Source organism: Catalinimonas alkaloidigena (genome assembly GCF_900100765.1).
In the GTDB taxonomy this organism is placed as follows: Bacteria; Bacteroidota; Bacteroidia; order Cytophagales; family Flexibacteraceae; genus Mooreia; species Mooreia alkaloidigena.
This window is the reverse complement of sequence record NZ_FNFO01000005.1, coordinates 92,227-106,049: the sequence shown is the minus strand read 5'-3', so window position 1 is coordinate 106,049 and position 13,823 is coordinate 92,227. Positions and strand designations below refer to the sequence as shown.

10 protein-coding genes are annotated in these 13,823 nt (G+C 58.4%); 4 read left to right on the top strand and 6 right to left on the bottom strand.

The genetic code is table 11. The annotated features are described in order from the left end of the window. Window positions 1-76: 76 nt before the first annotated feature. Window positions 77-1,081: an aldo/keto reductase gene (locus BLR44_RS14225; protein WP_089683021.1), complete on the bottom strand. Its 1,005-nt coding sequence runs from the start codon at window positions 1,079-1,081 to the stop codon at window positions 77-79. Between the two features lie 354 nt (window positions 1,082-1,435). Between BLR44_RS14225 and BLR44_RS14220 the strand changes: the two genes are divergently transcribed. Together BLR44_RS14220 and BLR44_RS14215 are read left to right on the top strand one after the other, a co-directional pair. Further along, window positions 1,436-2,245 carry a HipA family kinase gene (locus BLR44_RS14220; protein WP_245706064.1) on the top strand — a complete coding sequence of 270 codons (810 nt, stop codon included), beginning with the start codon at window positions 1,436-1,438 and terminating at the stop codon, window positions 2,243-2,245. Next, window positions 2,223-2,612, top strand: coding sequence for a DUF3037 domain-containing protein (locus BLR44_RS14215; protein ID WP_089683016.1), 390 nt, complete (start codon window positions 2,223-2,225; stop codon window positions 2,610-2,612). The genes BLR44_RS14220 and BLR44_RS14215 overlap by 23 nt, the downstream gene beginning before the upstream one ends. Before the next feature lie 43 nt (window positions 2,613-2,655). Here the strand turns inward: BLR44_RS14215 and BLR44_RS14210 are convergent, their stop codons facing one another. Further along, entirely contained in the window at window positions 2,656-2,958 is a 303-nt protein-coding gene (locus BLR44_RS14210; RefSeq protein WP_143017294.1) for a hypothetical protein, read from the bottom strand. 335 nt (window positions 2,959-3,293) lie between these two features. On the opposite strand from BLR44_RS14210, the gene BLR44_RS14205 reads away from it, so the two are divergent. Next, complete coding sequence (locus BLR44_RS14205) at window positions 3,294-6,008, top strand: alpha-L-rhamnosidase (protein WP_089683012.1); 2,715 nt, start codon at window positions 3,294-3,296, stop codon at window positions 6,006-6,008. Window positions 6,009-6,016: 8 nt separating this feature from the next. Here BLR44_RS14205 and BLR44_RS14200 read toward each other — a convergent pair whose 3' ends face one another. The 3 genes from BLR44_RS14200 to BLR44_RS14190 all read right to left on the bottom strand — a co-directional run bounded on the left by BLR44_RS14200 (window position 6,017) and on the right by BLR44_RS14190 (window position 10,223). Beyond that, window positions 6,017-7,192 (bottom strand): PepSY-associated TM helix domain-containing protein, encoded by a 1,176-nt coding sequence (locus tag BLR44_RS14200; RefSeq protein WP_089683010.1) that lies wholly within the window; start codon window positions 7,190-7,192, stop codon window positions 6,017-6,019. A 29-nt stretch (window positions 7,193-7,221) separates the two neighbouring features. Next, on the bottom strand, window positions 7,222-7,659 hold the full coding sequence (locus BLR44_RS14195) for a hypothetical protein (protein WP_143017293.1): 438 nt from the start codon (window positions 7,657-7,659) through the stop codon (window positions 7,222-7,224). A 92-nt stretch (window positions 7,660-7,751) separates the two neighbouring features. Further along, the gene (locus BLR44_RS14190) at window positions 7,752-10,223 is read right to left on the bottom strand and encodes a TonB-dependent receptor (protein WP_089683006.1); all 2,472 of its coding nucleotides are present in this window, start codon (window positions 10,221-10,223) and stop codon (window positions 7,752-7,754) included. Between the two features lie 120 nt (window positions 10,224-10,343). On the opposite strand from BLR44_RS14190, the gene BLR44_RS14185 reads away from it, so the two are divergent. Further along, on the top strand, window positions 10,344-11,315 hold the full coding sequence (locus BLR44_RS14185; RefSeq protein WP_089683003.1) for a helix-turn-helix transcriptional regulator: 972 nt from the start codon (window positions 10,344-10,346) through the stop codon (window positions 11,313-11,315). 65 nt (window positions 11,316-11,380) lie between these two features. Here the strand turns inward: BLR44_RS14185 and BLR44_RS14180 are convergent, their stop codons facing one another. Then, window positions 11,381-13,807, bottom strand: a complete 2,427-nt coding sequence (locus BLR44_RS14180; RefSeq protein ID WP_176956050.1) for an endo-1,4-beta-xylanase — start codon at window positions 13,805-13,807, stop codon at window positions 11,381-11,383. Between the last annotated feature and the right edge of the window lie 16 nt (window positions 13,808-13,823).

The window sequence follows — 13,823 nt, the reverse complement described above, 5'->3', positions numbered from 1 at the left end:
TTACCCATAAACAAGGCCGCTTGAAACGCATTGCTAGGAGACGTTTCAAGCGGCCTTAATGGGTTATCGCCAGCGCTTAAGCTTCCGCCAGTTCGAGCTGTTCCAGGTGTTCGGAGATCAGGTTCAGTTCCTCAGAAGAGAGGTGGAGGTTCTGCGCCTGGGCGTTTTGTTCGGCCTGTTGCCGGTTGCGGGCACCGACCAACGCCACCGTGATGCCGGGCTGTTCGATCGTCCAGCGGATGACCAACTGGCTCAGCGTAGCACCTTTCTCGTCGGCCAGCGGCTTTATTTTCGACAGGAAGGCGTTCACCCGTTGCAGATTTTCGTCGGTGAAGTACGACATCCCCGCCCGGTGATCGCCTTTGCCGAACTCGTAGCCGGGCTTCATTTTACCGGTCAGCAAGCCCCGTTGCAGCGGACTGTACGCCAGGATAGACGTCTGGTGTTCGAGGCAATAAGGCACCAGTTCGGTTTCAATGTCGCGCTTCACCATGCTGTAAGGTACCTGGTTGGACACCACGTCGACGTACTGTTGCGCCTCGGCCAGTTGCGCGGCGCTGTAGTTCGACACCCCGGCGTAGCGAATTTTGCCTTCCTTGATAAGTTCCGCCACGGTTTCCATGGTCTCCTGAATCGGTGTGGTGGAGTCGGGCCAGTGGATCTGGTAGAGGTCGATGTAGTCGACACCCAGCCGTCGGAGGCTGTTTTCGCATTCACGGCGGATGCTGTCGCGGCTGGCGTATTTGTAGACGTCTACTTTCTCCCGCTCGTTCGTTTCCGTTTTAAACGCAAAATCGCCTCGGGGCTGGTCCAGGTCCCAGCGCATGCCGTATTTGGTCAGGAGCTGTACTTGGTCGCGCGGAAGTCCCTTGATCGCTTCGCCGACGATTTCTTCGCTGTTCCCCATGCCGTAGATCGGCGCGGTATCAATGGAAGTGACGCCCAGGTCATACGCCGCCTGGATGGCTTCAATGGCGTCTTTCCGATCGTTGCCGCCCCACATCCAGCCGCCGGCTGCCCAGGCGCCGAAGGTGATTGCAGAGACCGCCAGGTCTGATTTTCCTAAAGTTCGGTAGTGCATGTTGTTGTCTTATAAAGTTGTGTGGAGGGCATGCGCATTTCAAGAAAGCCCACGCCACTCACTTTGGTTGTACGAGATTAACAAATTTTGTTTCAAGGCCTTGGAAAGCAATGCTTTCTTCTCGTACCTCCAGCTCTGTTAAGGAGGAAGGAAGTTCAATGTGTCGACCGAGGCCTTTCTCAACGGCAGACCAAGCCTGTTTTTAGTACAATGGGCCGGACGGGCCGAACCCGTGAGGCTTCTCCGGAGGGCATCTCGCGCAACGCCCCGTTACGCCGGGTTCGACAATTTACGCTATTTTTCCACCCAACTTTCGCACCGGTTGCAGGGTTGACGAAAGAAATTAAGTGATGTATGGCACATGAATCGATGGCGCGCGCGCCGGAACTGCGGACGGTGCAGGTGATCCGCTACGTCACGCCCCTGCGCGAAGGCGGGTCGCTCCCCGCCTTGGCCGAAGCCGACGACGAGTTTCTGTACGTCCTGAAGTTTCGGGGGGCGGGGCAGGGGCCGAAAGCCCTGATTGCGGAACTGATCTCAGGTGAGATTGCCCGGCTACTCGGCTTCAACGTACCGGAGCTGGTCTTCGCTGAACTCGACGAAGCCTTCGGGCGCTCGGAAGGTGACGAGGAAATTCAGGATCTGCTGCGGGCCAGCGAGGGGCTGAACCTCGGGTTGCATTACCTCTCCGGAGCCATCACGTTCGATCCACTGGTAACAACCATCGATGCGCGGCTAGCCTCGCAGGTCGTCTGGCTCGATTGCCTGATTACCAACGTAGACCGCACGGCGCGCAACACCAACATGCTGACGTGGCACAAGGAACTGTGGTTGATCGACCACGGGGCGTCGCTTTACTTTCATCACAACTGGGAAAGCTGGGAAGGGCAAAGCCGACGCCCGTTTGCCGCCATCAAAGACCATGTCTTACTGCCCTGGGCGACGGAACTGGAAGCCGTCGATGCCGAATTTCGGGAACGCCTGACGCCGGACCGGATCGCCGCCATCGTCGCGTTGGTGCCCGACGCCTGGCTAACCGACGCGTCCATTCCCGGTACGCCGGACGAACAGCGAGACGTCTATTTTCAATTTCTGACGACGCGCCTTGCCGCGTCGGACCTGTTTGTAAACGCTGCGGAACATGCCCGAAAAGCACTTGTTTGAGTACGCCGTCGTCCGCGTGGTGCCGCGCGTGGAGCGTGAGGAGTTCCTCAACGTGGGCGTCATCCTGTTGTGCGCTCCGAAAGGCTTTTTGCAGATCCGCTACGAATTGTCGGAAGTCCGGCTGGCCGCTTTTGGAAACACGATTGACTGCGGAGAATTACGGGAGCGGCTTCGGGCTTTTGAGCGGATCTGCGCCGGTCGGAAGGAGGGAGGGCCCATCGGGCAGTTTCCATTGGCCGGCCGGTTCCGGTGGCTCACCGCCGCCCGCAGCACCGTCGTGCAGACCTCGCCCGTCCATCCCGGCCTTAGCGCCGATCCTTCCGAAACCCTCGACCGGCTATTCAGGCAACTGGTCGCGATTGAGTAATAAACAGTGACGAATGAAATACGACAGGTGGTACTTTATTTATTTATATGTTATTGTTAATTATTTTGTCTTGCTCCCATCTGCTTATCATTGATTCTGGTACTACATCATATAAATTCCACGTCCCTCTTAAGCTGCCTCCTAAATCAATCAACGCACAGATGGTTGCACCGAATAAATAAAACATTTCATTTCGATAAGCGAATACGCTATAAACATTGTCAAACATATCAACATGTACAGCGTAATCTATGGTTTTCTTTTTGCTTATCAGCGTCGCATTAACCTTGGGGTGATACTCAATTTCTAGACCTGCATTGTTCATGGTAAGAATCAACTTATCCATGGTTGGTGCTGATTCGTCAAAGTCAATAGTATATATGTTTATCATTTTGTCTTATGAGATTGAACTATTTGAATGATATAGCAACCAACGGTAATATCGCAAAACGATCTGATTTGTAGATTGATTTGAGAGTAGAATGGCTCCTTTAGTGAATGAAAAGCCCATTCTGAAGTAAAATAACTTACAAATCATCTGACTTTGCTATAAAAGCAAACCCTTGCTTTTATAGAATTAGGTGTACGCCCCTGCAAAAACAATTTTAGAAGGTGTGGCGACCATTCTAACGCCAACTAACGACGCTTCTCTACTTTTAGAGCCTAATCCGTTCCCTTGCTATGCAACCCTTCCTGTCACAGTATCTTGGTTTTTTTGCTCTGATCTTCAGCTGTTTTTTTTCCACCCTCCTTTGTGCGCAACCCGTACAACTCCGGTGCGAGTACCTGGAAAATCCTCTAGGACTCGACGCGGCACAGCCACGCTTCACGTGGCGGATGGAGGACGACCGGCGGGGTGCCCGGCAAACGGCGTATCAACTGGTCGTCGGGACCGATTCGCTGGCGGTGATGCAGGGGCGGGGCGATGTGTGGGATTCAGGCAAGCAGACGACGAATCAACAACTGGTGCGCTACGCGGGAAAGCCGTTGCAGCCGTTCACCCGGTACTACTGGCAGGTAACGATCTGGGATCAGGACAGAACCCGCAAAACGCCGGCGGGCGCGGCTCGTTTCGAGATGGGGATGATGGCACAAGCAAATTGGCAGGGCGCGTGGATCAGCGACAACCAGGACCCGAACCTCAAACCTGCACCCTATTTCCGGAAGGTATTTCGGGTGTCTAAAAAGATCAAACAGGCACGGGCCTACATCGCCGCGGCAGGCTTGTTCGAACTGTCAATCAACGGACAGCCCATCGGGAACCACCGGCTCGACCCGATGTACACCCGCTTCGACCGGCGGACCCTTTACGTGACGCACGACGTCACGGCGCAACTGCAACGTGGCGATAACGCCATCGGGGTGCTGTTGGGCAACGGCTGGTACAACCACCAGTCGACGGCCGTCTGGTATTTCGACAAAGCGCCCTGGCGGAACCGCCCCACCTTTTGCCTGGACCTGCGCATTACCTACGAGGACGGTTCGGTTGAAACGATTTCGTCCGGAAAAGACTGGAAAACGCACCTCAGCCCGGTGATTTTCAACAGCATTTATACGGCCGAACACTACGACGCCCGACGCGAACAACCCGGCTGGAACACCGCCGCGTTTGTCGATACGGCCTGGCACGACGTGATGCTACGCAGTGCACCTTCCCCAAACATCGTGGCCCAGGCATTGCACCCCATTCGCAACGTAGAGACGGTGCCGACGCAGCGCATTGAGCGCCTGAACGATACGACCTACGTGTTCGACCTCGGCCGGAACATTTCGGGCGTGAGTCAACTGCGGGCGCGGGGGGAGGCAGGGACGGTACTGCGCCTGAAACACGGCGAGCGGGTGTATCCCAACGGCCACGTCGACCTCTCCAACATCGATGTTCATTACCGCCCAACCGACGAGAGCGATCCGTTCCAAACCGACATTTTCATCCTGAGCGGGAAGGGCGAGGAGACGTTTATGCCGCGCTTCAACTACAAAGGCTTTCAGTACGTGGAGGTGACCAGCAACCGCCCCGTCCGCCTGACGCAGGAAAGTCTGACGGGCTACTTCATGCACAGCGATGTGCCGCCCGTCGGCGAAATCTCATCTTCTAACCCGACGCTCGACCAGATCTGGGCGGCCACGAACCACTCGTACCTCGCCAACCTGTTCGGGTACCCGACCGATTGCCCGCAACGGGAGAAAAACGGCTGGACGGGCGACGCGCACATCGCCAGCGAAACGGGGCTGTACAGCTTCGATGGCATCACGATCTACGAGAAATGGCTGGCCGACCACCGCGACGAACAACAGCCGAACGGCGTGTTGCCCTCCATCATTCCGACCGACGGCTGGGGCTACGAGTGGGGCAACGGGCCCGACTGGACCAGCACCATCGCCATCATTCCCTGGAACATCTACCTGTTTTACGGCGACACCACGCTGCTGGCTGCCTGTTACGACAACATGCGGCGGTACGTCGACCACATCACCGACCTCAGCCCCACGGGCCTGACCGCCTGGGGGCTGGGCGACTGGGTGCCCGTCAAGTCGAAATCGCCGGTCGAGTTAACTTCTTCGGCGTATTACTTTGCGGATGCAACCATTCTGGCACAGGCGGCGCACCTGTTGGGGCACCCCGACGACGCCCGGAACTACGCCGCGCTGGCCGCCAAGATCAAAGCTGCCTACAACGCCAAGTACCTGGACCGGGAAACCGGCCTGTACGGCAGCGGGTTGCAGACCGAGCTAAGCGTATCCTTATACTGGGGACTGGTGCCCGACGAGTTGCGGGCCAAAGTGGCCGCCAACCTGGCAGAACGGGTCGCGGCCGATGACTATCACCTCGATGTGGGGTTGCTCGGCACGAAGGCCATTCTCAACGCCCTCAGCGAAAACGGTTATGCCGACGTGGCCTACCGGGTGGCGGCACAGGAAACGTACCCGTCGTGGGGTTGGTGGATCGTGAACGGCGCTACCACCCTGTACGAAAACTGGGACATCCAGGCGGCGAACGACATCTCGCTGAACCACATCATGTTCGGGGAAATCGGGGCGTGGCTTTACAAAGGGCTGGGCGGCATCCATCCCGATCCAGCGCAGCCCGGTTTCAAACGTGTGCAACTTACGCCGCACGTGGTGCCGGGCCTGGATGCCTTCACGGCGGCGCACGACGGGCCGTACGGAACGATTCGGTCGGCCTGGAAACAGACGGGGAAACGCCTCCTCTACACCGCGACCGTTCCGCCGAACGCTACCGCCCATCTGACTCTGCCGGTCGGCAAAGACCAGAAAGTCTACGAAAGCGGCAAGCCGGTCCAAAGAGGGAACCTCAACATTCGGCTCCTGAGCACGTCGGAAGGCGCGCACGTCTACGAGCTCATGTCCGGTACGTACGCGTTTGAGATCCGCTAAGGGCCGCCTTAGCGTACCGGTTGCGGTTGCCGCGCGGCCGATTTTTGTCTTTTGACTTTCTTCTTCAGCTTGTTGATCCAGATGATCGTACCGGTAACGGGCAGGCTGGTGCCGATCAGGCAGGCCAGAAAGTAAAGGATCTTGGAAAAGGTGCCGTAAACTTCGCCGGTGTGGAGCGGGCGGATCAGGCCGGCGATCTGTTCGTTCAGAGGTTTGTCCGCAAAGATTTCCTGCTTCAGTACTTCGCCCGTGTACGGATCAAACTCCAGCTTGTCGGACGCCGCCAGGGCAAAGAACCCAACCCGATGCTTACGCACGGTGACCGCCGTTTCCGGGTCGTTGGGGAGGGAAAGTTGTGTATCGCCTTCGTAAGGCAACTGCTCGTCAGCCAGGGTAAGAAACGCCGAAGCCGGCAGGGCGGTCATCTCGGGGTGGGGGGCCACCTGCGTCGGTTTGCCGCCTCGTCCGCCGAATACCTTGGCCCCCAACACGTTGCTCAAGCCGTCGCGGTACCATTCGAACGACCAGCACAGGCCGGTCAGGGCCATGACCAGCAACAACCCAAAAGCGTAGAAGCCCAGCGTGTTGTGCAGGTCGTGGTTGATGCGTTTCCAGTTGCCCGACGTTTTCACCGTGAAGCCTTGTTTCCACTGTTTGCGTTTCTTCGGCCACCAGAGCACCAGTCCCGTCAGGATCAGAGATACGAAAATCAGCGTCGACACGCCCACAATCACGCGTCCCACGCTCTGTTCCATCAGCAGCCAGCGGTGCATCCGAAACATGAACATGAAGAAGTCGGCCGCGGCGCTTTCGGTAGTGCCTTGTACCGTGCCGGTGTAGGGATTGATCAGGAAGGTGGTGCCGTGTCGCTCTTCCGGCGACGTCTTGACGCTGACTTCGTACGGACGAGCCGGGTCGGCCGGGACGGTGATGGCGCCGACCACGCCCGCCTGCGTCTGTTGCAATTGCCGAAGAATGGTTTCCGGCGACAGGCGCACCGCTTCTGCGGGGACGTTGATGCGGTATTTTTCGGAGGCAAGGGCTTCCTCAATTTCGGACCGGAAGGTATAGACCGTTCCGCTGAGGCACACCAGAAACAGAACCAGGCCGCTGGCGATGCCGAGCCACAGGTGCAGATCGTTAAAAAGTTTCCGCAAATTGAACGAGGGGGAAGGAGAAGCCATGATAGAACGCGATTTGGGTAGAAACGTGATTACCGGACGGAAATAATGACGCTGGCCGGCGTGCCGATCGTGATGCCGTTCTGGGTAGATGCCAGCGTAAAGCGAATTTGCTCGTCGCCTTCGAGGGGCGGTGTGCCCAGTTTCACCACCTGAAACGAAGTGGTCTGTGCGCCTTTGGCCAGGGCCAGAAACACCGTGCCGTTCACTTCCAGCGAAGCCGGTTCGACCGTAAACTGATTGCCGTGCACCAGGCGGTTCGACTGCATCGTGAGGGTGATGGGTGTATTTTCGGCGGCGGGGCGCTCCAGCGTTAACTGCACCGTGACGGTATCGTGCGAGGACGAGAGCGTCAGGTCGCTTTCCTGGAAACGCAGAGGATTGGCGGGCTCATCGGGGGCGCAGGCGCCGAGCAGAAGGACGAAGGCCGCCAGCAGAGCCGAGGTCAGGGACTTAAAAAAGGAAAACATCTTGTTTTGTAAGGGGGTAAACACAGCAACAAACGACCCCGGGAAACCCCGGAGCCGTTTGCAACACACTTGAACTTCCTGATCTATCGCATTCAAAATTTGTAGCTCACAATCGCGGCGAAGTTGCGCGGATCGGTCTGGTTGATGAAGCTCGTGCGGTACGCGTTGTAGCCGATCTTGTCGAAGAGGTTGTTGAACAGCACCCGAACGCCAAACTGCTTGTACATGTAGCCGAGCTGCGCATTCACCACGGTGTAGGCTTTCACGTCGAAAGGCTTCTGGTTAGGCACAATGCCCTGGTGCGTGACCGTGGTCGCCCAGTCGTTGACGGGCCGTTTCCCGATGTAGTACGTGCCAACGCCGATGTTGAAGCCTTTCAGCAGTGTGTAGTGCGCCCAGAAGTTGGCCGTGTGGCGTGGTGTGTTGAGCGGTGCCGAGCCTTCGTAATACGACGTGTGCTCTTTGTACTGCGCGTCGATGTGCGCGTAGCCCGCCACCAGTTCCAGGTTCGGCAGCACCCGGCCGATCAACTCGACTTCCACCCCTTTGCGCTCGTCGTTGCCGCCTTTCTGGTAGTAGCCGGTGGCGTTCCAGTTGGCGTCGTAGACCGGCAGCGACATGTTGGTGTTGTTGATTTTGAAGAGGGTCAGGTTGAAACGCAGTCGGTTGTTGAACCAGTCGGATTTGATGCCCGCCTCCAGTTGGTCGATGCGCTGGTCGCCCAGTTCGTTGCCGTTGACGTCCACGTTGTCGGCGCCGCGCAGGCTGGTGCTGGACGTATACGAAGCAAACACGTTCAGCCCTTTTTTCGGCGTCAGCATCACACCCAGCTGCGGATTGAGGGCATCGCCCCGCGAAATTTCGGTTTCGGTAGCCGAGCCGGTGCTCTGTTGCGTGCTGTAGCGCAGCCCCAGGAAAGCCCGCGCCCAGGGCGTCAGGGTAACGACATCCTGCGCCATCAGGCCGTAGGACGTGTTGCGCGACGAGACGGTCGTGTTGGCCGAGAGGCTGATGGGGGCCACTTCGGTGCGTCCGGGCGTTACGATGTTGCCGTTTTCGTCGCGTTGGGGGGCGATGTACACGTAGCCCTGGTCAGGCAGCGTGTTGGGAATCGGTTCGAAGACGTCGACGATGTCCACGTACGTGCCGGAGGCCATGGAACTGCCGCCCGTTTCGAGGTAATTGTTGCGGAAATCGACGCCCACCTGAAACGTATGTTTCAACGCGCCGGTACGAATCTCCTGCCCAATCAGGTCCACCTGCAAGACCGAGTTGTTGTCGAGGCGGCTCGAACCGCCAATGGTGCGGTAGCGCTGGCTGAGGGTTTCCAGGTTCGGCAGGCCGCGACCGCCCGCCGAAAGGCCCGTCGTGATGCCCTCCACGTCTAGGTCAGAGCGGATGTAAGCCGCGCGCAGGCTAAGCTGGCTGCTCAACTGGCGCAGGAACCGCAGCGAATAGGTCGCGTTGCGGGTCGTGACGCGGTTCGACGAAAAGCCCAGGAATTTGTCGTAAGGCAGGTCGTAGATCGCGTTGACGTCGTTGGTCGAAAGATTGATCGTGCCCGGGTCGGGCGTACGGCTGTCGTCCAGGTAATCCATCTCCAGAATGATGCTCGTCTTGTCGTCCGGACGCCATTCCAGCGAAGGGTTGATGTAGAACTTCTCCAGCGAAACGCCCACGCGGTAGCTGTTGGTACGCTCGTAAGCCCCGTTCAGCCGGAACGCTATTTTGTTCGATTCGGACAGCGGACCGTACACATCGAAGGCCGGGCGCAGTTGCCCGAAGCTGCCCACGCGCAATGCTGCCGCGCCCCCCGCCTCAAACTTCGGCGTTTTGGTCACGAGGTTGATCACCCCACCCGGACTGCCCAGGTCGGTCGCGATGCCCTGCGTAATGGCGGCGGCTCCTTTCAGCACCTGCACGCTTTCGATGCCCTGCATGTCGGTCAGAACGCCGATGCCCCGGAAGTCGGAGTTGACGCGCACGCCGTTTTTCAGGATCGGGATGCCCCGGTAGCCCCGCGACGACATGCTCTCGCGTTGGTTGCCGTAGGTCGCAAACGTGTAGACCCCCGGCACGTTGCGGGCCGCTTCCGAGATGGTCAGGTCGCCCTGTAACTCGATCAGCCGGTCCGAAATCACCGAAATGCTCTGGATCTGGTCTGACGGTTTCAGGGGTAGGCGCGTGATCGTCGCCAGTTTCTCGGGTTGTTTGTCGGGCACACCAAAAACTTCCACTTCGGCCAACACCGCGTTGGTGGCGGCTAACTCAAACGTAAGGACGGCCGTCTGGCCCGCTTCCAGCACCACGGCCCGCGACTGTGGTTTGTAGCCGACCATCGAGACGCTTACCTGATAGGCACCCGCCGGAACGCCCGAAAGGCGGAAGTTACCGGCGTCGTCGGTCGAGGTACCGAACGAAGTGCCTTCCAGCATTACGTTGGCCGGCGACAGGGGCGTTAGATCGTCGCCGACGACCTTCCCTTGTACAAAAGCGGTGTTTTGTGCCCACACCGCAGGCGATAAGAGGAGCAGCAAGCCCAGCAGTGTAAAAAATCGTTGCATATAAGTTATTTATTTAGACTAATTACAAATAATGTATCTTGCCGCAAAACTGCCCGTCTGCCGCGGAAGCTGTTAACGCGATCGGGAATTCGACTAACGCAAAACGAAAAATTTCACCTCATGCCCCCTGGCGCGTCCCTGCAGGAATGGAACGAGGAGCTGACCTTGCCCGGTCAGTTTCAGGTGGTGGCCGCGTCGGCCCAAAAAACCTACCGCATCGAAACGACCGGAACGGGTCGGTTGTCGTGTGTGCAACTGGCGTTTGGCGAGGTGGTCATCTCGCAGGCACAAGTGCAACTGCCCCAGCCGGCGCTGTTGCAGCGTTCGAGCGTCGGCGAAAGCGTCGAGATGATCTTTCTGTTAAGTGGAGACAGTACCGAAACTTCCGAAAATCCGGCATCGGCACCGTTGTGGGGAGCGCAACACAATCTGTATTACGATGTGGGAGGCGCCCAACAGATTGAGCTGGTGCCCGACGAGGGGCGGTACGAAGTCACGGTGATTCACCTGCCCAAGCCGTACTTTTTGCGGCTGTTGCGCGAAGAGGCGAGCGACCTGGCTTTTCTGGCCTCGTTTCAGGACGGACAGCCCGGTTTTTTGTGTGCCGAACACTTGGCGATGACGCCGCAGGTGCGGTGGGTGTTGCACGAGTTGCAGCATTATGCCGGGCAGGGGGTATTGAAACGCCTCTTTCTGGAAGCAAAAGTGTTGGAATTGCTCACGTTGCAACTGGCCCAGATGGCGCAGCGTTGGGACGAAAGCGCTACGTCGCCCGAGACCGAATTCCGGCCGCTTCAGGAAGCCCGCAAGATCCTCGACGACCACTGGCAGCGTCCGCCGACCATCGTCCAACTGGCCAAACGGGTCGGTGTCAACGAATTTCGCCTGAAAAAAGGGTTCAAAGAGACCTTCGGTACGACCATCTTCGGTTACGTGAGCGACCTGAAAATGACCCACGCCAAGCGGATGTTGCTGCACGAAGGCCGCACGGTAACCGAAACCGCTACCGCCGTAGGCTACAAAAATCCACAGCACTTTACGGCCGCCTTCAAGCGGTGCTATGGCATTCTGCCCAGTGAGTTGAAACAATAAAAGCCTAAAAAAGAGCGACCCACCGCGGGGCGGCGAGTCGCTGGTACTTGTAGGTTGCTTTAAGATTATTGCACCAGAAGCTTGCGGGTCGTGCTGCCCTGCGCGCCGGACACGCGCACAAAATAAAGGCCTGGCGTTAGCGTGTGCTGCACAGTTTCCAGCGAGCGGTGTAGGGTTTGCTGTTGCAGAAGCTGTCCCTGCGTGTTCAGAATTTGAAGCGTGGCGGGCGACTCGCCCTCGCGCATTACGGTAAACTGACCGGCCACGGACGGGTTCGGGTAAAGCCGCCACGAAGCACGCATCAACTGGTTTTCGTCGAGCGCCGTCGGTAGGCCGGAAACGTACTCGCGCAACCAGACCAGCGCCGGTCGCTCCGCGCCGTTTTCCTGGGCCAGAAACGCCCCCTGGGCCGTGCGCCACTGGCCGGGCTTCCAGCCCCATAAGGTGATGCCCATCATGGCCGGATGTTCCCACAATACCGGAAAAATGCGTTGGTATTCCGCCAACTGCTGTGCGTCGGTAGGGCCGTCGATGTCGAGTTCGGTGACCTGAAGGGGCAGACCGGTGCTCGCCAGCGAATCGAGGTTGGTCTTGAACGTGGCCTCCGGGCCGGTGGTCGAAAATGCGTGTCCCTGGACGCCGATGATGTCGATGAGCGATTCTTCCTGCAACAGACGGACGATTTCCAGGTACCGCCGGGTGGCGTTCCCGTCGTTGATGATGCTGTAATCGTTGATCATCAGTTGCGAATTCGGGAAGTATTCCCGCGCCATGCGGAACGAGTTGATGATCCAGTCCCAGCCCGTGACGCCGTCGCCGCCCAGCGCTTCAAGGTAATTTCCCCGGCCGTTGCCCGGCTGGTTCGGTGGTTGGTGGAGGGGCTCGTTCACGACTTCCACAAATTCGATGTCCGGATAGCGCTCGGCTACCAGCGACATCCATTCCTCAATCTCTTCGAGTTGCGTGGCGGGCGCGAGCGTGTCGATCCAGTTGGGTTGTTGCGACCCCCAGATCAGCACGTGGAAGTGAAACGGAAAGCCGTTGTTTTTCGCCAGGGCGTAGGCCGAATCGAGCTCGGTCCAGTTCATGTTGTCGCGTATGCGTTCCACACTGCCCCATTTGCCGGCGTTTTCGGGCGTAATCTGGTTCCAGTAATTTTCGAAGTAAGGCCGCTGGGAGGCGCTGTAGACGTTCCCCAGAAATTTGCTTTTGCCCTGGGCAATGGGCGGCCCCGTTGGCGTGAAGGGCGGCGGGGGTGGGGTGACCGAACCCGCTTCGCCGTTGTCGAGGTTGGCTACCGTGTAATAGACAGTATCCGGCCCGAAGGCCAGCTTGTCGAAATCGAGTCCGTTTTCCCGTCCTCCGAGTTGAAACGTTTGCACCAGCGCCTCTTCCGTCACGGTAAACGTAATGGGCGTTTCCCCTTGTCCGGCAAACTCCGAAAGGTTGATCCACTTCCATACGTCAGTGCCGTCAGAGCCGCCCCCGGCCACCACATCCGTCGCGTCGGCGTATCCAGCCGCCCCCAGGCCGTTGACGGTGATCCAATCATTTTCGTCCGTAGGCGATTTCGCCCCGAATCCGTTGCCGTAGTAAAAACTGTCGTCATTGAAGTTACCGGCACCGACCCGGATGCGCGCGTACAGATCGTAGGTTCCCGCATTGGGAAAATTCACCTCGTAGGTGATGACGTGCAGCGAGTCGCCGGGCGCCTGCGTGGCGGCAAAATCTTCAACCACCCGGACGTACTGGAGATCGCCTTCGGTGGCGATGGCAAAAACGGGGGTATCGGTCTCCAGAATCAGGTCACCCCGTTCCGCTTCCACCAGCCGGGGCTCGTTCGGGCCCAGCGGCGGGTAATACGTTCCGGCCTGCCCGCTATCGAGGTTGGCGACGGTGTAATAAACGCCCACCGGCGCAAACGCGAACTGATCGAAGTCCAGGCCATCTTCCCGTCCTCCGATCTGGAACGTCTGGGTCAGGGCTCCTTCCGGTACGGTAAAGGCAGGCGGGGCCTCGCCGCCGTTGAAGTCCGACAGCTTGATCCATTTCCAGACGCCCGTCATCGCGTTGCCGCCCGCACCGACCACCGCGTCGGCATCGGTATAGCCGACCGAACCCAGTTGGTTAGCCGTAATCCAGCCATTGTCGTCGGTCGAGGGGTGGGTGCCGAACCCGTTGCCGTAAAAGAAGCTATCGTCGTTGCCCGCACCGGGGCCCACACGCACGCGTGCGTAGAGGGCGTACGAACCGGCGCTGGGAAACGTTACCGAATAGGTAACCACGCGAGCATCGCTGCCGGGATTGGTTGTGTTGATAAAATCGGTTTGTGAAGTGATGTACGAGACGCTCGCTTCGGTCAGGGTGGCGAAATCGGCTCCCAGGGTGCCCGATTCGGCCTGAACGGTGATCGGCGGACCCTGCGCCCATCCGAGAAACGGAAAGCCAAAGACCAATGCTGCGCCCAGCACTTTGGAGGCAATGTGTTGCATGAGGTGAAAATGTAGG

Excerpts from the sequence above, each read along its gene's own strand:
- BLR44_RS14225 (WP_089683021.1), bottom strand. The coding sequence starts at position 1,081 with ATGCACTACCGAACTTTAGGAAAATCAGACCTGGCGGTCTCTGCAATC.
- BLR44_RS14220 (WP_245706064.1), top strand. The coding sequence starts at position 1,436 with ATGGCACATGAATCGATGGCGCGCGCGCCGGAACTGCGGACGGTGCAG.
- BLR44_RS14215 (WP_089683016.1), top strand. The coding sequence starts at position 2,223 with ATGCCCGAAAAGCACTTGTTTGAGTACGCCGTCGTCCGCGTGGTGCCG.
- BLR44_RS14210 (WP_143017294.1), bottom strand. The coding sequence starts at position 2,958 with ATGGATAAGTTGATTCTTACCATGAACAATGCAGGTCTAGAAATTGAG.
- BLR44_RS14205 (WP_089683012.1), top strand. The coding sequence starts at position 3,294 with ATGCAACCCTTCCTGTCACAGTATCTTGGTTTTTTTGCTCTGATCTTC.
- BLR44_RS14200 (WP_089683010.1), bottom strand. The coding sequence starts at position 7,192 with ATGGCTTCTCCTTCCCCCTCGTTCAATTTGCGGAAACTTTTTAACGAT.
- BLR44_RS14195 (WP_143017293.1), bottom strand. The coding sequence starts at position 7,659 with ATGTTTTCCTTTTTTAAGTCCCTGACCTCGGCTCTGCTGGCGGCCTTC.
- BLR44_RS14190 (WP_089683006.1), bottom strand. The coding sequence starts at position 10,223 with ATGCAACGATTTTTTACACTGCTGGGCTTGCTGCTCCTCTTATCGCCT.
- BLR44_RS14185 (WP_089683003.1), top strand. The coding sequence starts at position 10,344 with ATGCCCCCTGGCGCGTCCCTGCAGGAATGGAACGAGGAGCTGACCTTG.
- BLR44_RS14180 (WP_176956050.1), bottom strand. The coding sequence starts at position 13,807 with ATGCAACACATTGCCTCCAAAGTGCTGGGCGCAGCATTGGTCTTTGGC.